This window comes from Lichenibacterium minor (assembly GCF_004137685.1).
GTDB lineage: Bacteria > Pseudomonadota > Alphaproteobacteria > Rhizobiales > Beijerinckiaceae > Lichenihabitans > Lichenihabitans minor.
On record NZ_QYBB01000001.1, the window covers coordinates 139,831 to 159,128 of the forward strand.

The following is a 19,298-nucleotide window of genomic DNA, read 5'->3' on the forward strand; positions in this document are numbered from 1 at the left end:
CCCCGCTTGCCCGGCACGCCTCCTCCACCGGCGGGCGCCGAACCCGCGCGCCAGCGCCTCGACAAGTGGCTCTGGTTCACGCGCGTGGTGAAGACGCGGTCGCTCGCCGCCCGGCTGGTGACGGAAGGCCATGTCCGGGTGAATTCGGTGAGGGTCGAGACCGCCTCGAAGGCGGTCAAGCCGGGGGACGTGGTGACGGTGGCGCTGGAGCGTCACGTCCGCGTGCTGAAGGTGCTGGCCGGCGGCGAGCGCCGCGGGCCCGCGCCGGAAGCACAGACGCTCTACGAGGACCTGGCGCCACGGCCGTCACCCTCGGCCGGCGCCGATGCGGAATCCGATGCCGATGAGGCGGACGGTTAATCCCGGCGCGTCATCGTCGCCCGGGCCCCGCGCTTGCACGCGCGGAACAAACTGATTAGCACGGGCCGTGGGCTGCACCGCGCCCCGACACAATCGCGCCCGCGGCCGCGAAGAGCGCGCAAAGGACAGGACATGACATACGTCGTCGTCGAGAACTGCATCAAGTGCAAGTACATGGATTGTGTCGAGGTGTGCCCCGTAGACTGCTTCTACGAGGGTGAGAACATGCTCGTGATCCACCCCGACGAGTGCATCGACTGTGGCGTGTGCGAACCCGAATGCCCGGCCGAGGCCATCAAGCCCGACACGGAATCGGGCCTGGAGAAGTGGCTCGGCATCAACGCCGAATATGCCAAGTCCTGGCCGAACATCTCCGTCAAGAAGGAGGCTCCGGGCGACAGCAAGGAGTGGGACGGCAAGCCCGGCAAGGCCGAGCTGTTCTCCCCTGTGGCCGGCACCGGCGACTGATCCGGGTTTTCCGGCACGGATGCAAGGCTCCCGGCGGTCGGACCGCCGGGAGCCTTTTCGCATGCGGCAGCGGGCGTCGAGCCGACAAACGCCGCACCGTGACATCCGCCGCGGCGTGAAAGCGCCGGAGCGAGCTCACGAGATCGGCAATTGCACGAGAGTTCGAGCCCGCCCCGACGGCGCTCCCGTCGAGCGAGCGCGTTGCGCGCGATCGAGAACCTACCCGGCCAGCCTGCCGAGCCTCGCGGCGGCTTCCATGTCGGCCCAGCGTCGCTCGCGCCGCTCCAACGCTTCGGCGTCGGCCCCCCATTGCGATTCCTGGAACACCTCGTCGACGTGGGCCGCCGCCCAGGCGGCCTCGGGCGAGAGACGGCCCCGCATCACCGCGAGCGCCAGCAGCGCCGACCCTGTCAGCGTGGTCATCACGTTGAGCGCGGCCAGGCGGAACGGCGCCCCGGGCCCCTGCCCCACGACGGCATCGACTTCCGCGCCCAGGACCTGCAGCGTCGCGGGCGGCTGCGCCACGAAGGTGATGCCGTCGGCCAGCACGAAGCGCGCGCCCAAGGCCTCGCGCGCCCAATCGAGCACCGGGTCCCACGCCGTCGCCTGAGCGGCGACGAGGGGCGCCGGATCCGCGGCGCGGTACACCAGCAGGTCGGAGCCGAGATACGTCTTCACCTCGTCGGCGACGGCCGCCATCTGCACCGCCACCCCGTCGATGGCGGTGTTGCTCATGCGGGTCAGCGGCATGCGGGCGGGGTCGATCACCTCGACCTGCGCGTTCCACTCCTCCGCCAGGGCTTCGGCGGCGGGGCGGGACGGCAGCGCCAGCGCGCGCTTCGCCGGGGTCTTGGCGCCGCGGCCGTCGAGCAGCAGCGCGAAGGCGCCGTCGCGTTCCTCGGCGGTGGCGGCGGCGTAGAACCGCTTCGGCTTCGGCGGCGGGGCCTGCCGACCGGGGATCATCGGGCCCGGCTCATGCACCATGCGATCAATCCTCGGGGGCGTTCTCGATCGGGTCGAACTGCTTCGCGTCGAACGCGAACAGGTCCCAGGTCTTCTGCATATGGGGCGGCAGGGGCGCCGTCACGTCCAGCGTGCCGCCGCGCGGGTGCGGCAACACGAGGCGGCGCGCCAGCAGGTGCAGCTTGTTCTCGACCTCGGACGGCACGGCGCGGGACGGGTCGAGCTGCTTCGCACCGCCGGGCGGGGCCACGAAATACTTCGGGTCGCCGACGATCGGATGGCCGATCGCCTCGGCATGGGCGCGCAGCTGGTGGGTGCGGCCCGTGATGGGCTTCATGGACAGCCAGGCGAGTCGCGGCAGCACGCGGTCGACCGTCGCGAAGAGCGTGACGGAATGCTGCGCGTCGGGGTCGCCGTGCTTGGCCACGCGCATGCGCTCCATGGCGGCGCGCCCCGCCGCGGACTGGCCGCCCCTGGGGCGCTCCGCGCGGTCGTTGCCCATGCCTTCGCCCTTGGCGAGGAACAACGAGATGCGCCCCTGCGCGGGCTTCGGCACGCCCTGCACCAGCGCCCAATAATGCTTGCGCGCCTGCCGGGAGCGGAACACCTCGCCGAGGTCGGACGCCATCTTGCGCGTCTTGGCGACGAGCAGCACGCCCGACGTGTCGCGGTCGAGCCGGTGGACCAGCAGCGGCCGGTCGCCGTTCTCCGAAGCGAAGCTCGCCAGCATGCCGTCGATGTGGTGCGTGGTGCCGGAGCCGCCCTGGACGGCGAGGCCGTAAGGCTTGTTCAGCACCATCACGTCGCGGTCCTCGAACAGCACCATCTCGCGGATCGCGCGCAGGTCCTCCTCGGAGGCCACGGCGCGGCGCGTGACGGGGCCGGGGAACTCGCTGGCCTTCAAGGGCGGCACCCGCACGGTCTGGCCGGGGGCGACGCGCGTCGACGTCTTGACCCGCGCGCCGTCGACGCGGACCTGGCCGGTGCGGACGATCTTGTTCAGGTGGCCGAGCGTGAGGTCGGGATGGCGCCGCTTGAACCAGCGGTCGAGGCGCATGCCGTCCTCGTCCTCGGTGACGGTCAGGGTGTCGACGCTCATGGGTTCATCCTCATCGGGGGCAGAGGAACCGAAGGGATCGCACCACGCCAAAGCCGAAGGCCGCCCGACCCGGGGAGGGAGGGCGCCGTGAGCACGATGGAATGGCGCGGCGCGGCGCGGGATGCAAGCGGCTTTCGCGGATCGCGACCCGCCGCACCCGTGACGACGCCCCGAGCTACTTCGGTGCCGCCTCGCCCGCCGGCTTGGCGTCGGCCGGCTGGCTGTCGGCCGGCCTGGTCTCCGGGGGCTTGGCGTCCGGCACCGCGGGCCGGGTGTCGGCGGAAGCGGCGGCCGTGGGCTTCGGGTCGGGCAGGCCGTGGGCGATCTTGTCGAGGATCGCCGGCAGGTCGTCCGGGTCGGGCTTCAGGTCGCGGGCGTGGTTCCATTGGAACTGGGCTTCGAGCTTGTGGCCCGTGCGCCAATAGGCGTCGCCGAGGTGGTCGTTGATGGTGGGGTCGCCGGGCTTCAGCGCGATGGCGCGCTCCAGCTCCTTCATGGCCCCGTCGTAGTCCCCGAGGCGGTAGTCGGCCCAGCCGAGGCTGTCGACGATGAAGCCGTCCTCCGGCCGCAGCGCCACGGCCTTGCGCAGCATCTTGAACGCGTCGTCGAGGTGCTCGCCGCGGTCGACCCAGGAATAGCCGAGGTAGTTCAACACCAGCGGCTGGTCCGGCTCGAGCTGGAGCGCGTGCTGGAAGTCGGCTTCGGCCTTGGGCCAGTCCTTGGCACGCTCGTAGGAGATGCCGCGGAAATACAGCAGCGTCCAGGCGCTCTTGTCGTCCTTCGGCAGCGTGTCGATGGCCTTGGAATAGGTCGCCGCCGCTTCGGCGTAGCGCTTCTGCTCGCGCTGCACGTTGCCCAGCGTGGTCAAGGCGTCGAGGTCCCTGGGGTGCTTGGCGACGATGTCGTTCAGGTACTTGATGGCGTCGTCGGGCTTGCCCATCACGTCGAGGGTGAGCCCGGTCTGGACGTCGGCGTTGTTGCGGAGCGCGCTGGCGTCCGGCACCCTTCCGTAGACCGCGATAGCCTGCTCGTTCTGCTTCAGCCGGGCGTAGAGGTCCGCCAGGGTGATGTTGGCGAGGCTGTTGTTGGGGGCGAGGTAGAGCGACAGGCGCAGGTAGATCATGGCGGCGAGTTCGTCGCCTTGCCGCCCGCCGGCGGCGCCGAGCCCATAGAGCACCTCGGCGGCGCCTTCCTGGGCGGACCTGACCAGCGGCTGGATCGGCTTGTCGGCCCGGATGTCGGCCGCCAGCGCCTCGACCTGCGGATGGTGCGGCAGCACCTGCCCGAAGGCGTCGAGGGCGCGCAGGGCCTCGTCCTTGGCGCCGTGGCGCGCTTCGAAACGCGCGTAGGCGTCGACGAGCCGCAGGATCGTGTGGTCCTCGGCATAGGCCACCTTGAAGCGCTTGGTGGCCTCGGGGAGGTCGTTGGCGAGGTCGGCGATCAGCGCGGCATGGTAGTCGCGGAACACCCGGAAACCGGTGTCCTTGAGCTCGTCGATGGCGGCGAGACCCTTCTTCTCGTCGCCCTGGCCCGCGAAGGTCCAGGCGGCGAGCAGCGTCGCCGTGATGTCGTGGGCGCTGCCAGCGCCGCCGGACATGAACTCGCGCCGGGCCGCGACCCAATGCCCGTCCCGCATCTGGCCGATGCCCAGCACCATGTGGCCGAGCCCGTTCTTGGGGTCGTTCTTGACGGTGCGGCGGGCGAAATCGAGGGCGTCGTCGATGTCGCCGTTGGCCAGCGACGCCACGAAGGTCCGCTCGATCAGTTCCGGGTTGCGGGGATCGGAGCGCAGGACCTCCTTGAAATAGGCCGAGGCCGCCTGCGTGTCGCGGTCCGCGCCCGCCACCAGCGCCGACAGGTAGTTGCCCGACACGCTGCCCGACACGTCCGGCGGCGGCGGCATGGCGACCACGTCGCGGGCCAGGGCGGGAAAGGCGAAGGCCGTGCCGGCGAGCAGGAAGGCCGCGAAACGGGTCGCGCGGCGGCGCGGAAAGGACTGGTCGGGCACGGAAACCTTGTCGGGTTATGGGCGGCGCGACCCCGGGGGGCCCGGCGCCGGCCGAGGCACGCTGACGGCGGAAGATGTCCTTTTTGCGCGGGTGCCGCAAGGGCGGCCCCGGCCGAGCCCGGGACCCCGCGACGGATCCCGCGACGGCGCCAGGATGGCGGCCCGGTCGCGCCGCTTGGGCGGGACGGCGCCGCGCGATGCCGCCGGGCCGGCGGGCGGCCGTGCCTTGGCGCGGCGCCCCCGGGCTGCCGCAAACGACCGACCGCGGCCGACGGGCTTGCCTCCGTCCGTCATGCGACTCATGCTGGCGGCGGGGATCGAGACCGGTGGTGGACACGACATGCGACGCGTTAAGGTTTCCTTGTCCTGGTCGCCCACGATCGCGATGTCGTGGCTCTGGGGGCTGGGGTTCTTCTACTCCATGCATGTGGCCATGGCCTACGGATGGCTCGGCTTCTTCGCCTTCGCGATCCCGAACGCGATCGGCCTGTTCCTGTTCGGCCATGTCCTGGAATCCCGCGGCAACGACCCGGGACGGGTGTTCGGCGCGATCCAGGGCACCTACATGGGCCTGCTCCTCGCCGCCCAGGTCTTCGCCGTCGCGGTGACCGCCTTCGCCTTCACGCGCTACGTCGCGTCGTCCCTGCTCGGCCCGGGAGCCGCGGTGATGACCGTGATGCTCCTGCTCGTGTCCTGCGCGGTCGGCCGGGCCACGACGCTCGTCCAGTTGCGCAAGGTCCACGCGGCCTACCTTTGCGCCGGCGTGGCGGCCGCGGCCCTGGCGTTCCCGCCCTTCGGCGACGCGCCGGTCCGCGCCTTGCCGCCGGGGGACATCGACGCCCTGTTCCTCGGCCTCGTCCTGCCCACGCTGGTCGGGTTCCTGCTCGGGCCGTGGCTCGACGTGCAGCAATGGCACCGGGCCGTCGAGATCCGTCGCGCGGGAGGATCGGTGCGGGCGTCCTACGCGGCCGGTGCGGCGGGCTTCTTCGTGCTCCTGGTCATCAACGCCGCATTGGCGCGGGCCTGGGGCGGGGAAGGCGCGATGGCGAGCGACGGGATCGTCAACTACCACGGCTCCGCGGTGGCGGCGATGGCCGGGTCCTGGCACCGCTACGCCCTCCTGGCCTGGGCGGCGATCGCGGCCGTCTCCACCTTCGACGGCGCGTACCAGTCCATCCGCTGGATGACCTCGAGCGTGCTGACCAAGAGCAACGCCCCGCTGCTGGCCTTCGTGCCCGCGTCCCTGGTCGGCAGCCCCGTGTGGCCCCTGCTCGCCGCCTGCATCGCCTGGGCGGCGGCGTCCCAGGCGGGCCTGTCGATGATGTACCTGATGCTCCCCTACGCGACGCTGCTGACGGGCGGCGGCGCGTGCCTCGTCGCCGAAGTGTTCGGCCTGCGCAGCGCCTACGACCGGTCATTGTGCTGGCTGTTGGGCCTGGCGTCGGCCCTGGCCTTCGTGGTGGGCTACACGCAATCCGCGTGGCTCCTGGCCTTGTCGCCCCTGCTGGGCCTCGCGGGTGCTCTGCCGACGGTCGCGCGTCGCATGGCCGGCGGGCGGGAAGCGCCGTCCCCGGCGGTCACCGCCCCTGCGCCGGCGTTCGAGCCTGAACAGGTCGTGGCGCTCCCCCCGCCCGACAGGATCTGCCCGACGCAGGCCCACGGCTTCGAGCAGGGGTGGTACGTGATGCGACTGACGCCGACCTACGATGACACCAATTCGGTCGGCAACGTGTACTTCGCCAACTACGTCCGATGGGTCGGCAAGTGCAGGGAACTGTTCTTCAACGCCTGCATGCCCGACTTCGACCTGCAGGACACGAGCTTCTACGTGCTGACCAAGTCGTTCCAGCACGACTTCAAGCGGGAAACGAAGGAGTTCGAGGACGTGGTGGTGAAGCTGCGGATCGGCTCCCACAATCGAAAGTTCGTCACCCTGTTGCACGAGGTGCATGGCTTGAGGCAGGGGCTGCTCGGCAAGGGCGAGCAGTCGCTCATGTTCGTGGACAGCAAGACTTATCGCCCGCTGGACATCCCGCGGTCCATCGTGTCGGGGTTCCTGCCCCACTGGCCGAAGGAGTCGCCGTTGACGCTCCGGCCCGTCGCGGACGGCGCCCTGGCCGGCTGACGCGCCGCGCGAAGCGCTTGGCCCTCGGACCACCTTCGCGCCCGGACCGTGACCGATCGGCCGACATCGCGCCTCTCGCAGCCGCCGGTGCCGTGTCCCGACCCCCGCGCGCCCCGTCCCGTGGGACGCCGGCGGTCGCCGTCGGGCTCCGCCGGGTCGCGACATGGCACGGGCTCGCCGCCTTCCGGCGCGGGCGCCTGTGACCGAGGGTTCATTCGCGCATCGATGCCGGGACGGTGGCCTGTGCGTGCCGGCCATCGCTGCACGATCCGTCCTGGCGCGATCCGCCGATGAACGACTTTTCCGAACCTAGGACGTTCTATACCAAGCGACGGAGATGCTGGCGCGTCTCCGTCGCGTTGCCTGAAACACGCACGAGCAATCCGTCGGCACTCCGTGCATCACTTCTCTGGCTCCCGATCCCCCCGTCTTCGACGGTCGCGGCGGGGCCGATCTGCGCTGCTCGAGTTCGCCATGGATGGCGCGCCCGGCTCAGCCCTCGGCGATGCCGTTCGCGGCACCGACGATGTCGGACAGCATGGGGACGTAGTCGGCGCCGCGGCCGCCCGCCACCGCCTGGGCGAAGCTGTTGCGCACCGCGGCGCCGACGGGGTTCGCCACCTCGGCGGCCTGGGCGAAGCCCGCCAGGTAGGTCAGGTCCTTCAGGGCATTCGACAGGCTGAACTTGTGGGCGTCGCGGTCGCGTTCGAGCACGTAAGTGAAGAACGTGTCGTAGAACGGGCAGTGCATGCGGCCGCCGCGGATCACGGAATCGAACACCTGCGGGGTCAGCCCGGCCTTGGCGCCGAGCATCAGCGCTTCCGAATACAGCGCCGCATAGCCGAGCGACACGAAGTTGTTGAGCAGCTTCATCGTGTGGCCGGTGCCCACGGGGCCGGTCGGCACGACGCGGCCGGCGAAGCAGTCGATGATGGGCCGCACGCGCGCCACGGCGTCCTCGTCGCCGCCCACCATGACGTCGAGCGTGCCGGCCCAGGCGTCCTTCGGCGTGCGGCTCAGCGGCGCGTCGACCAGCGTGATGCCCCGCGGCGCCAGGGCGGCGGCGAGGCGCGTCGTCGAGGCGGGCTCCGAGGTCGAGCAGTCGACCACCACCAGCGGCACGCCGGCCGACTCCAGCCCGTCCGGCCCCTCCACCAGGGCTTCGACCTGGCGCGAGCCGGTCACGCAGAGCACGACGACGTCGCTGTTCTCGGCGAGCTCCCGCGCCGAGCGAACCTCGCGGGCGCCGTGCGCGACGAGGTCCTCGACGGCATCGCGGCGCTTGTAGCCGAGCACCGACAGCGGCCAGCCCTTGTCGACGATGTTGCGCGCCATCCCGTGCCCCATCAGGCCCACGCCCGCGAAGCCGACCCGTTCCTTGTCCATGTCCCGTTCTCCTCAGTTGGCCCGCGTGGCGTCGGCGAAAAAGTCGATGCCGCCGAAGTTGCCCGATTTCAGCGCGAGGCTCAGCCCGGCGTGGCGCGCCCCGACGGCTCGCAGCAGCGGCACACCGGGGGCGATCTCGTCCCCGAGCGCGAAGGCCTGGAAGCCGAGCCGGTCCACCACGGCGCCCGACGTTTCGCCGCCCGCCACGATCAGGCGGGACAGGCCGGCGGCCAGCGCCGCGGCGACCTCGGCCAACGCGGCTTCGAGCCGTTCCGACACCGCGGCCGCGCCGAAGCGGGCCTGCAGGGCCGCGACCTCGGCCGGCGACCGGCTCGTCGCCACCAGGGCCGGGCCGCGCGGGAGCCGCTCGCGCGCCCAGGCGACCGCGTCGCCGGTGTCGCCCCCCGCCATCAGAGCCTCGACGTCGAGGTGGCGGACCGGCACGCCGGCCGCCTCCGCCCGCGCGACCTGGCCGAGCGTCGCCGCCGAACAGCTGCCCGCCAGCATGAGCGTGCCGGGGGCGGACGCGCCGCGCCCCGGGCGCGGGGCCGCCGCGGCCGCGGCCGGCCGCCGCGGACCCACGGCACGGGCGAGGCCGAGCCCCAGGCCGGAAGCGCCGGTGGACAGGGGGCCGGCCAGGGCGGCGCGGCCCAGAACGTCGAGGTGGCGGTCGAGCACGGCGTCGATGATCGCGCTGCCGCAGCCTTCCGCGGCGAGCGAGGTCAGCCGCGCCAGCACGGCGTCAGTGCCGTCCTCCACGGTCTCGATCGGGATCAGGCCGACCGGCTTGGCGCTTTGGCGCGCCAGCGTGCGGACGAGGCTCGAATCCCGCATCGGGTTCAGCGGGTGGTCCTTCAGCGGGCTTTCGTCGAGGCGGTCGTCGCCGACGAACAGGTGGCCGCGGTACACGGTGCGCCGGTTGCGCGGGAAGGCCGGGCACACGAGCGGCACCGAACCGGTCCGCGCCGCCAGCGCGTCCGTCACGGGGCCGATGTTGCCGTCGTCCGTGGAATCGAAGGTGGAGCAGACCTTGAACAGCACGTGGGGCGCCCCGCGGCCGCGCAGCCAGGCGTCCGCGGCGAGCGACAGCGCCACGGCGCGCCCGGCCGCCACCGAGCGGCTCTTCAGCGCCACCACCACGGCGTCGACCTCCGGCAGGGCGAGGTCGTCCGGCGGCACGCCGATGGTCTGCACCACGCGCAGGCCCGCGCCCGCGAGGGTGCCGGCGAGGTCGGACGCGCCCGTGTAGTCGTCGGCCACGGCGCCGAGCAGCAGGCTCACGCGTCGGCTCCGCGGCGGGCGCGATAGGGCGCGAACCAGGCGAGGCCGTCGGCGGTCGCGCCGCGCGGCCGGTATTCGCAGCCGACGTAGCCGCCGTAGCCGAGCCGGTCCAGGAGCGCGAACAGGTGGGGGAAGTTCAGCTCCTCGCCGTCGGGCTCGTGGCGCGACGGCACGCTGGCGACCTGGACGTGGCCGACGATGGGCATGGCGGCCTCCAGCCGGCGCGTCACGTCGCCGTGGACGATCTGGCAATGGTAGATGTCGAACTGCAGCTTGAGGTTCGGCAGCGCCAGGTCGCGGATCAGCGCCGCGGCCTCGTCGAAGTCGACGAGGTGGTAGCCGGGGTTGTCCCGCGTGTTGAGGGGTTCGAGCACCAGGGTCACGCCGAGGGCGTGGAGCTGTTCCGCCGTCCAGGCGACGGCGTCGCGGAACGCGCGGGCGTGGGGGGCCGAGCGGTCCGTCCTGCCCGCCATGAGGTGGACCGAGGGCGTGCCCGTGGCGCGGATGTAGGGCACGGCCTCGTCGAACTTCGCCCGCATCTCGTCGCGGCGCTCCGGCAGGGCGCCGAGGCCGCGCTCGCCCGCCGCCCAGTCGCCCGGCGGCAGGTTGAACAGGGCCTGGGCGAGGCCGTGGCGGCGCAGGCGCTCCGCCACGGCCTCGGGCGGATGGTCGTAGGGGAACAGGAACTCGACGGCGTCGAACCCCGCCCGGGCCGCCGCCTCGAAACGGTCGAGGAAAGGCAGTTCGGTGAACATCAGGGTCAGGTTGGCGGCGAAGCGCGGCATGGGTTCACTCCTGTCCCGGCAGGTCGAGGCCGGCGATCCTGGCGTAGAGGCGCGCCACGGACGCGTCGTCGTCGCGGCCCATGCCGGCGGCGGCGGTCATCAGGAACATCTGCAGCGCCGCGCCGGCGACCGGCACCGGGAAGCGGCTCGCCCGCGCCATGTCGACCACGATGCCGAGGTCCTTGACGAAGATCTCGACCGCGCTTTTCGGGGCGTAATCCCCGTCCAGGATGTGGGGCACGCGGTTTTCGAACATCCACGAATTGCCGGCCGACTGGGTGATCACGTCGAACACCCGGGCGAGGTCGAGCCCTTCCCGGCTAGCGAAGGCCATGGCCTCGCAGGCCGCCGCGATGTGCACCCCGGCGAGGAGCTGGTTGACCATCTTGAAGGCCGCGCCCTGGCCAGCGGCGTCGCCCAGGCGGTACAGCGTGCCCGTCATGGCGGCGAGCGCGGCTTCGGCCCGGGCGAAGGCGGCCTCGCTGCCCGACGCCAGCATGGTGAGGGAACCGTCGGCCGCGCGGGCCGCCCCCCCGCTCATCGGCGCATCGAGGTAGTGGCGGCCGGCGGCTTCCAGGCGCTTCGCCAGGGCGCGGGCCCGCTCCGGCGCCATGGTGGCGCAGGACACGACGACGCCGTCGGGCGCCATGGCGTCGGCGCAGCCGTCGGCCCCGAACAGCACGGCCTCGGTCTGGTCCGCGTTGACCACCACCGCCACCACCACGTCGGCGCCCCGCGCCGCGTCGCCGGGGCTCGCGGCGGCGCGCCCGCCCGCGGCGGCGAGCCGGTCCAGGGCGACGCTCGCGGGATCGTAGCCCGCGACGACGAAACCCGCCCGCAGCAGCGACTGCGCCATGCCGAACCCCATGGACCCCAGGCCGATCACGGCTGCGGCGCCCGATGTCCCATTCCCACCCATCGACCGAACCCTTCTTCTGCGCCCCGCCCCAGCGGCGGCGGATTGCGACCCCTCGATGATAGCGCTATCATCCAGCATCGACCCGAGCCTTCGCTCCTGTCAACGCTGTTCTCAACCCGCCGGAGCGTTCCATGCGCGAGATCGACATCCGCGACCAGATCTGCCGCCACGGCCGATCCCTGTTCGACCGCGGTCTGACGCCCGGCTCCTCCGGCAACATCAGCGTGCGCCTGGACGACGGGCGGCTGCTGATGACGCCGACCGACGCGTCGCTGGGCGCCCTCGACCCCGCCCGCCTGTCGCTGCTGGACGCCGACGGACGCCTCCTGTCCGGCGACAGGCCCACCAAGGAGGGGCCGCTGCACCGCGCCCTCTACGAGACGCGCCATGCCGCCGGCGCCGTGGTGCACCTGCATTCCACGCATTCGGTGGCGGTTTCCATGCTGCCGGAGGTCGAGCCCGGGTCCGTGCTGCCGCCGTTGACCGCCTATTACGTGATGCGGGTCGGCGACACGGCGCTGGTGCCCTACCACCGCCCCGGGGACCCCGCGGTCGCTGATGCGATTCGGGGGCTCGCGGGCCGCTACGCGTCCGTGCTGCTGGCCAATCACGGGCCCGTGATGGCGGGCGACACCCTGACGGCCGCCGTCAACGCCATCGAGGAGCTGGAAGAAACCGCGAAGCTCTACATGCTGCTGCGCGGCCTCAACCCCCGCCTCCTGTCCCCCGCCCAGGTGGCGGAGCTCGGGCGGGCCTTCGGCGGCCCGCCCGAACACGCGCACGGGGGGTGAGCGGCCGTCAGGCCGCCGGGACCTCGCGGCGCCAGTTGTGGGCTTCCCGGAAGCCCAGCACCTCCTTCGCCTTGCGGTTCGACAGCAGGCCCTCGTATTCGCCGAGCTCGCCGCGCACCGGCACGTTCGGGTAGTAGCGCTTCAGCAGTTCGGCCGTCGGCAGGTCCGAGGAGGTGTGGTCGTTGACGGCGTTGAAGATCTGGAAGCCCAAGCCGTCCGTCTCGATGCCGAGCCGGATGATCTGGCCGAGGTCGCGCGCGTCGATGTAGCTCCAGGCGATGCGCTTGCGGAAGTCGGGCTTGGCGAAGAAGCCCGGGAACAGCTTGTATTCGTCGGGCTCGACCACGTTGCCGATGCGGATCGCGTAGACGTCGGCGCCCGTGCGGCCCGCGAAGGCCTGGGCGGTCTTCTCGTTGCAGATCTTCGACATGGCGTAGCTGTCGCGCGGATCGACCGGATAGGTCTCGTCCAGGGGGAAGTGTTCGGGATCGCGGTGGCCGTGGTTGAAGACGAGGCCGTAGGTCGTCTCGGACGAGGCGATGATGACCTTGCGGATGCCGAGCTTGAGGGCCGCCTCGATGACGTTGTAGGTGCCCATCACGTTGATGCGGTACACCTCGTTGTCGGGCACCAGCATGATGCGGGGGATGGCGGCGAAGTGCACCACCGCGTCGACCGGTTGGGGCGACAGGTCGGGGTCGAACTCGTGCAGGCCCATGTAGCTAGACAGGGCGTTGAACACCTGCCCGCTGTCGGTGATGTCCGTCACGAGGGTGCGGACCTTCGGGTTGTCGAGCGGCTTGGTGTCGAGGTTGAGCACCTGGTAGCCGTGGTCGACCAGGTGCTGGACCACGTGGCGGCCCGCTTTGCCGCTGCCGCCCGTGAACATCACGCGTTTCATGCCGGAAACCCTTCTATCGTGGTGGAATCGGAACCGCCCGCGGGCGGGCGGCCCCGTCGGACTCGACCTGTCAGAACTTGTACTGGTCGATGTTGGAAGCGTCGAAGACCAGCGGCTCGCTGAACACGATGACCTTGTCCTTGACCTCGTAGGTGCCGAGGCCCGGCGCCGTGAACGTGTCGTTGTCCTTCAAGGCCCCGTCGGCCGCGAGCCGCGCCACGTACAGGACGAGCCGGCCCTCCTTCACCTCGTCCCACAGCGGCGTTTCCTTGATGACGCCGCTCTTGACGTATTGGCGGACCGCGTCGGGGTTGCTGGCGCCGGTCGTGAACACCTTGCCGGTCTTGCCGAGCTTCTCGATCGCGGCGGCCGCCCCCACCACGGCGGCGCCGTCGGGCGCGATGATGCCGGTCACGTCGGGGTGGGCCTGCAGGATGTTGAGCCCCGCCGTGAGGGACTGCGACGGGCTCGACTGACCGTATTCCGTGGCGACGATCTGCACCTTCGGGTAGGTGGCGGCGAGGTAGCTCTTCACCGCCCCGATCCACTCGTTCTGGATCGTGGCGTCCGGGGTCGACGACAGGATGGCGATCTTCGCGTCCGGCCCGGCGTATTTGATCACCGACTCGACCAGCGCCTTGCCGAAGGCCGGGTAGGACGTGTTCTGGATGAAGAAGTCGCGGGCCTGGGGGGCGACGTCGCTGTCGTAGGCGACCACCTTGATGCCGGCCTTCATGGCTCGTTCCAGGGACGGGGCGAGCTGAGTCGGGTTGTTGGACGTGGTGGTGATCACGTCGAACTTGCGGGCGATGAGGCTGTTGAAGACGTCGACCTGCCCCTGCGCCGAGGCCGTCACCGGCCCGGTGTACAGGAAATCGATGTTGAGGTCCTTGGCTTCCGCGATGGCACCCTGCTCATTGGCCTTGAACACCGACAGGCCGACCAGCTTCGGCACCATGGCGACCTTGATGCGCTTGGCGGTGTCGGGCATCGCGCCGTCCGCCGCGAAGAGCGGCGACACGGACAGGGCGAGGGCGAGGGCGGCTCCGCCCAACGATCGACGACGACGGTTCATGATGGTGTCTCCTCCCGGGAGGTCCGATGGGTGGTCCCGCGCGGCCCGTCGTCTCAGTTCGGGTTCGCGCGCGGGGGCTCGGGGCGTCGGATGGTCGCCCAGATCTGGTTGGCGAGCCCCGTACCGCGCCTGTTGAACAGGTTCTTCGCGGCGATGGAGGCCAGCAGGATGGCTCCGGTCAGCATGGTGGTGACCATGTCGGAGAAGCCGGCGATGAGCATGCCCTGGCGCAGGAAGCCGAGCACCAGGACCGACACTACGACCCCGGCGACCGTGCCTTCGCCGCCGAAGATGCTGATGCCGCCGAGCACCACCATGGTGATGGCTGTGAGCAGCAGGACGTCGCCCATGTCGGGCCGCACGGCGTCGTAGTAGGACGCCAGCACCAGCCCGGCGAGGCTCGCCATGGCGCCGCTGACCGCGTAGGCGGTCGCCAGCACGCGCCCGGTCCGGATGCCGGAATAGCGCGCGGCGTCCGGGCTGTAGCCCACCATCACGAGCACCCGGCCGAAGGGGCTGCGCGCGACCAGGGCCGAGAACAGGACCGCGAGGGCGGCGAAGAGCGCGAGCTGGATCGGCACGAGGCCGGCCAGGGGCCCGAGCGACCCGAGGGTCCCGGTGCCGACGGCCGTGAAGCTCGCCGGGAACCCCGAGGGCGGGGCGGCCCCGGCCGCCGCGACGGCGGCGCTGCCGTAAAGAAAGCTCGTGCCCAGCGTGGCGATGAGCGGCTCGATGCCGAGGCGCAGGATCACGGCGGCGTTCAGGAGCCCGAGCAGCGCGCCGATCGCGACGCCGAGGGCCGAGGCCGCCCAGATGTCGACGCCGAAGCGGCTCCACAGCTGCGCCGCCAGCACGGCCGACAGGCTCGCCACGGCGCCGACCGACAGGTCGATGCCGCCCGTCAGGATGACGAGGCTCAGTCCCAGCGCCACGAGGCCGAAGGGCAGGAAGTTCTCGGTCAGGCCGAGCAGCGAGGCCGGACCGGCGTAGAAGCCGGGCGCGGCCGCGCCGAAGCCAGCCACGACGGCCACGAGCAGCGCCGTCAGCGCCAGTTCCCACCCGCCGACGGGCAGGCGTCGGCCGTCGCGGGGCGTCGCGGCGTCGGCCGCCGCGGGGGCGCGCATGTCCACGCTCACGCCCTCCCGGCGGCGCGGCGCGTGCCGCCCCGCACCGCCACGAGAATCATCAGCCCCTCGCCGGCCGAGTACCAGATGGGCGGAACCTGCAGGAACACCAGCGCGGTCAGCACGGTGCTGAGGAACAGGCTCGCCAGCACGGTGCCGAGCACGTTGGCCCGGCCGCCGGCGATGAGGGTGCCCCCCACCAGCGCCACCGCGATCGACTGCAGCTCGACGTGGTCGCCGGTGCCGGTCGTGACCGTGGCCGAGCCCGTGTAGCAGACGAAGACCAGACCGCCGAGGCACGCCAGCAGGCCGGACAGGGCGTAGACCTGGATGCGGATGACGGCCACGCGGAGGCCCGCGTTGTAGGCCGCGGCGGCGTTGTTGCCGACCGCCAGCACGGCCCGGCCGAAGCGCGAATGGCCGAGGGCGAACCAGCAGGCGGCCGTCACCAGGAGCAGCACCAGGACGGGGGTCGGCACGGGCAGGCCGAGCGGCCCGGCGTTGCCGAAGGCCGCGTAGGCGGGCGGCACCTGGTCGACCTGCGTGCCGTCCGAATACAGGAAGGTCAGGCCGCCGAAGAGGCTGTAGGTGCCGAGCGTGGTGATGATGGGCGGGATGTTCAGCGCCGCCACCAGCACGCCGTTGAGCGTGCCGAGCGCCAGGCCGATGGCAAGCGCGACCCCGACCGCGCCCCAGAGCGGCAGGCCGTGGGTTTGCGCGAGCAGGCCGCAGACCATCGCGGACAGGCCCATGAGGGGCGCCACCGACAGGTCGATGCCCCGCATGGCGATGACGAGCGTCTGGCCGAGGGCCACGATGGACAGCACCACCGAGTTCAGCGCCACGAAGCGGAGGTTCTCGACCGTGAGGAAGCCCGGGTTGACGATGCCGACGGCGCCCGCCGAGGCGGCCGTGACGGCGACGAGGACGAGTTCCCGCCGGTCCCGCCAGCCCGGACGCGGGTCGGCGGCGGGCCGCGCCGCGGCGGCGCTCATGCGGCGACCCCGCCCGACGGCGCCGCGGCGGTGAGGTAGGAGCGGGCGACGGCGGCGGGCGAGATGTCCGCGCCGGACAGTTCCGCGACGACCCGCCCCTCGTAGATGGACAGGATGCGGTCGCAGAGCCGCACCAGTTCCTCGCTTTCCGACGAGATGACGAGCAGCGCCATGCCGTCGCGGGCCATCGCGTCGATCATCTCGTAGATGTCCTCCTTGGCGCCGACGTCGACGCCCCGGGTCGGCTCGTCGAGGATGGCCACGCGGGGTCCGGTGGTCATCCACTTGGCGAAGACGACCTTCTGCTGGTTGCCGCCGGACAGCTCGCGCAGGGGCTGGTCGAGGCCCGCGCACCGCACGCGGAAATCGCGGACGGCGGCGGCGGAGATCCGCGCCTCGTCGCGGGCGCTGAGCAGGCCGGCGCGACGGCGAACGCGGTCGAGCAGGCCCGAGGTGACGTTCTCGGTGATCGTCATGGGGAGCACCGCGCCGTGGCGCGCCCGGTCCTCGGGCACGTAGACGAGGCCTCGGCGGATCATCGCGTGGCAGTCCAGGCCCGTGACGACCGCGCCGCCGAGCCGGACCTCGCCGGCCGCGGCCGGGCGGACGCCGAAGACGGTTTCGGCGATCTCCGTCCGGCCGGCGCCGACGAGGCCGGCGAGGCCGAGCACTTCGCCGCGCCGCAGGCTGAAGCCGACGTCGGCGAAGCGCAGGCCGTCCGACAGGCCGCGGACCTCGAGGGCCACCTCGTCCCGCGCGTTCGAAGCGGCCCGGCGCGGGACGGCCTTCAGGGGCCGGCCGACCATCCGCGACAGCAGGCGCGCGCGGTCGAAGGACGGGCGCGCCACGACGTCGACCAGCACGCCGTCGCGCAGCACCGCGATCTCGTCGCTGATCTCCAGCACCTCGTCCATGCGGTGGCTGATGAAGCTCAGCGTGCAGCCGTCGGCCTTCAACCGCCGCATGATGGAGAAGAGATGCTCGACCTCGTGCGACGTGAGGGGGCTCGTGGGCTCGTCGAAGAGGATGATGCGGCACCCGCGCAGCAGGGCCTTGGCGCATTCCACCTGCTGCTGTTGGGCGATGGACAGGGTGCGGGCCGGCCGGTCCACGTCGATGGGCAGTTCGAGCGCATCCAGCGCCGCCCGCGCCCGCGCCCGCATCGCGGCCCAGTCCACCCGCCGCCCGAGCGGGCCGCCGCGCGTCGGAAGGGCGCCGACGAACATGGTTTCCGCCACGCTGAGCTCGGGCAGCAGCGCGGGCTCCTGCGGGACGAGGTAGATGCCCCGGGCGTGGGCGGCCGAGGGCGACGCCAGCGCGACCGGCGCGCCGGCGAGGCGGAGCGTGCCGCCCGTCGGCGGGACCTGGCCCGCCAGGATCTTGAACAGGGTGGATTTGCCGGCGCCGTTCTCGCCCATGATCGTGACCATGCGGCCGGGCTTCAGGTCGAGGCTGATGCCCTTCAGCACCTGGATGGCGCCGTAACTCTTCCGGATGCCCTGGGCCGCGTAGAAGCCCGGCATCGCCGAATCAGCGTCGCGCTGCGCGCTCATCCGATGGCCCTCCCTGCCGTCGCCGAGCCGTTCGGGCTCTTTCGACGCCCCGACTGTAGGCCGGCGCTCGTGATTGCGCAATCATGATGTCGCAATCATCGGCGGGCGGGCCGCGGTTTGGCCCCGCCGCGGTTTCATGCTTTGATTCCGCCATGAAGACGGTGCCGCGGATGCCCGGTGCGCGCGAGGTTCCGAGCGCGGCGACCCTGAAGCACGTGGCCGAACGGGCCGGCGTGTCGCCCATCACGGTGTCGCGCGCGCTGAACAAGCCCGCGATGGTGTCGGCCGACCTGCGGGACCGGGTGCGGCTGGCGGTGGACGAGCTCGGCTACGTGCAGAACCGGGTGGCGGGCGCGCTGGCGTCGGCGAGTTCGCCGGTGATCCCGGTCGTCGTCCCGTCCCTGTCCAACGCCGTGTTCGTCGAAACCATCCAGGGCATCCAGGAGGTGGTGCAGCGCGCGGGCTTCCAGCTGCTGCTCGGCAACACCGAATACGACCTCGACCGCGAGCACGCCTGGATCTCGACCTTCCTGGGCTGGTCCCCGCCGGGCCTCATCCTCGCGGGGACGCGCCACCAGCCGCGCACGCGGGCGCTGATCGAGCGGTGGGGCCGCCCGGTGGTGGAGATCATGGAGGTCGGCGCGAAGCCGATCGACATGAACGTGGGCCTGTCGCACGGGGCCGCCGGGGCCGCCATGGCGCGGCACCTGCTCGAACGGGGGCATGCGAACCTGCTCTTCGCCGGCTGCCGGATCGCGGAAGACTACAGGGCGGGCCAACGCTTCCGCGGTTTCGACCGCGCGCTCGCGTCCTTCGGGGCGGCGCGGCGGCCGCCGTTGACGCGAAACGTCCCGTCCAGCCCGGCGCTCGGCGGCGACATGCTGGTCGAAGCCCTGCGCCTCGATCCACCGCCCGGCGCGATCTTCTACGCCAACGACGACCTCGCCGTGGGGGCCATCCTGCGGGCCCAGCGCGAGGGCATCGCGGTGCCGGGCCGCGTCGCCATCGCGGGCTTCAACGGGCTCGACATCTCGGGCCTGGTCACGCCGGGCCTCACCACCATCGTATCGCCCCGCCGCGCCATCGGCCGCATCGGCGCCGAAAAGCTCCTCGGCGCCATCGAGGTCGGCAGCCCCAAGGTGCGCCGGGTCGACGTCGGTTTCGAGCTGATCGTGCGAGGAAGCACATGACGGCTCGGTCGGTGCCGTCCCACTGGTGCTTTCGGGAGATCAAGCTGCCGGGGAGCGGTCCTCCTTGTGCGGGTTGGATCCGACGCGTTCGACGCTGTCCGCCCGACGCCCTGAAAGATGCGCTCGCGATCGAGCCGCCAACCGTCACCGGAGTGACACCAGCAGTCGAAAATCGTGATCGCTGGCAAATGCGATCGCGCGCCGCCGCTCGTGCGGCGCAACGCGACGGAGATGGGTCAGCATCTCCGTCGTCGAGGACAGGCCTCCGGATGGAT

General features: G+C 71.8%; 17 protein-coding genes. 5 read left to right on the forward strand and 12 right to left on the reverse strand.

The window, feature by feature from the left end; translation table 11 throughout:
• The first annotated feature begins 6 nt into the window (after window positions 1–6).
• The gene (locus tag D3273_RS00635) at window positions 7–360 is read left to right on the forward strand and encodes an RNA-binding S4 domain-containing protein (RefSeq protein ID WP_129222655.1); all 354 of its coding nucleotides are present in this window, start codon (window positions 7–9) and stop codon (window positions 358–360) included.
• Window positions 361–492: 132 nt separating this feature from the next.
• Window positions 493–828, forward strand: coding sequence for a ferredoxin FdxA (fdxA, locus tag D3273_RS00640; protein WP_129222656.1), 336 nt, complete (start codon window positions 493–495; stop codon window positions 826–828).
• A gap of 219 nt (window positions 829–1,047) precedes the next feature.
• On the opposite strand, the gene D3273_RS00645 is transcribed toward fdxA, so the two are convergent.
• From D3273_RS00645 to D3273_RS00655, 3 genes are all read right to left on the reverse strand, one after another.
• Window positions 1,048–1,812 (reverse strand): ATP12 family chaperone protein, encoded by a 765-nt coding sequence (locus D3273_RS00645; RefSeq protein WP_129222657.1) that lies wholly within the window; start codon window positions 1,810–1,812, stop codon window positions 1,048–1,050.
• Window positions 1,813–1,816: 4 nt separating this feature from the next.
• A complete protein-coding gene (locus tag D3273_RS00650; protein ID WP_129222658.1) occupies window positions 1,817–2,890 on the reverse strand; it encodes an RluA family pseudouridine synthase in 1,074 nt (357 codons plus the stop codon).
• Window positions 2,891–3,065: 175 nt separating this feature from the next.
• Window positions 3,066–4,793 carry a tetratricopeptide repeat protein gene (locus D3273_RS00655; RefSeq protein WP_129223009.1) on the reverse strand — a complete coding sequence of 576 codons (1,728 nt, stop codon included), beginning with the start codon at window positions 4,791–4,793 and terminating at the stop codon, window positions 3,066–3,068.
• A 445-nt stretch (window positions 4,794–5,238) separates the two neighbouring features.
• Here D3273_RS00655 and D3273_RS00660 point away from each other — a divergent pair, with 445 nt between their 5' ends.
• Window positions 5,239–7,023 carry an acyl-CoA thioesterase gene (locus D3273_RS00660; protein ID WP_245500915.1) on the forward strand — a complete coding sequence of 595 codons (1,785 nt, stop codon included), beginning with the start codon at window positions 5,239–5,241 and terminating at the stop codon, window positions 7,021–7,023.
• Between the two features lie 492 nt (window positions 7,024–7,515).
• On the opposite strand, the gene D3273_RS00665 is transcribed toward D3273_RS00660, so the two are convergent.
• From D3273_RS00665 to ltnD, 4 genes are read right to left on the reverse strand one after another with little or no spacing between them, the layout of a single operon-like run.
• Window positions 7,516–8,409, reverse strand: coding sequence for an NAD(P)-dependent oxidoreductase (locus D3273_RS00665; protein WP_129222659.1), 894 nt, complete (start codon window positions 8,407–8,409; stop codon window positions 7,516–7,518).
• Between the two features lie 12 nt (window positions 8,410–8,421).
• Complete coding sequence (gene otnK, locus D3273_RS00670) at window positions 8,422–9,690, reverse strand: 3-oxo-tetronate kinase (protein ID WP_129222660.1); 1,269 nt, start codon at window positions 9,688–9,690, stop codon at window positions 8,422–8,424.
• Complete coding sequence (otnI, locus tag D3273_RS00675; RefSeq protein WP_129222661.1) at window positions 9,687–10,475, reverse strand: 2-oxo-tetronate isomerase; 789 nt, start codon at window positions 10,473–10,475, stop codon at window positions 9,687–9,689. Before otnI ends, otnK begins: the two co-directional genes overlap by 4 nt.
• A 4-nt stretch (window positions 10,476–10,479) precedes the next feature.
• On the reverse strand, window positions 10,480–11,394 hold the full coding sequence (gene ltnD / locus D3273_RS00680) for an L-threonate dehydrogenase (protein WP_129222662.1): 915 nt from the start codon (window positions 11,392–11,394) through the stop codon (window positions 10,480–10,482).
• Window positions 11,395–11,525: 131 nt separating this feature from the next.
• On the opposite strand from ltnD, the gene otnC reads away from it, so the two are divergent.
• The gene (gene otnC / locus D3273_RS00685) at window positions 11,526–12,185 is read left to right on the forward strand and encodes a 3-oxo-tetronate 4-phosphate decarboxylase (RefSeq protein ID WP_129222663.1); all 660 of its coding nucleotides are present in this window, start codon (window positions 11,526–11,528) and stop codon (window positions 12,183–12,185) included.
• 7 nt (window positions 12,186–12,192) lie between these two features.
• Here the strand turns inward: otnC and D3273_RS00690 are convergent, their stop codons facing one another.
• From D3273_RS00690 to D3273_RS00710, 5 genes are all read right to left on the reverse strand, one after another.
• Window positions 12,193–13,086 (reverse strand): NAD-dependent epimerase/dehydratase family protein, encoded by an 894-nt coding sequence (locus D3273_RS00690; protein WP_129222664.1) that lies wholly within the window; start codon window positions 13,084–13,086, stop codon window positions 12,193–12,195.
• A gap of 70 nt (window positions 13,087–13,156) precedes the next feature.
• Complete coding sequence (locus D3273_RS00695; RefSeq protein WP_129222665.1) at window positions 13,157–14,161, reverse strand: autoinducer 2 ABC transporter substrate-binding protein; 1,005 nt, start codon at window positions 14,159–14,161, stop codon at window positions 13,157–13,159.
• A gap of 53 nt (window positions 14,162–14,214) precedes the next feature.
• A complete protein-coding gene (locus tag D3273_RS00700) occupies window positions 14,215–15,285 on the reverse strand; it encodes an ABC transporter permease (RefSeq protein WP_245500939.1) in 1,071 nt (356 codons plus the stop codon).
• A gap of 8 nt (window positions 15,286–15,293) precedes the next feature.
• Window positions 15,294–16,280: an ABC transporter permease gene (locus D3273_RS00705; protein WP_129222667.1), complete on the reverse strand. Its 987-nt coding sequence runs from the start codon at window positions 16,278–16,280 to the stop codon at window positions 15,294–15,296.
• Window positions 16,277–17,833: a sugar ABC transporter ATP-binding protein gene (locus D3273_RS00710; RefSeq protein WP_129222668.1), complete on the reverse strand. Its 1,557-nt coding sequence runs from the start codon at window positions 17,831–17,833 to the stop codon at window positions 16,277–16,279. The genes D3273_RS00705 and D3273_RS00710 overlap by 4 nt, the downstream gene beginning before the upstream one ends.
• Before the next feature lie 152 nt (window positions 17,834–17,985).
• On the opposite strand from D3273_RS00710, the gene D3273_RS00715 reads away from it, so the two are divergent.
• The gene (locus tag D3273_RS00715) at window positions 17,986–19,023 is read left to right on the forward strand and encodes a LacI family DNA-binding transcriptional regulator (protein WP_129222669.1); all 1,038 of its coding nucleotides are present in this window, start codon (window positions 17,986–17,988) and stop codon (window positions 19,021–19,023) included.
• Window positions 19,024–19,298: the final 275 nt, after the last annotated feature.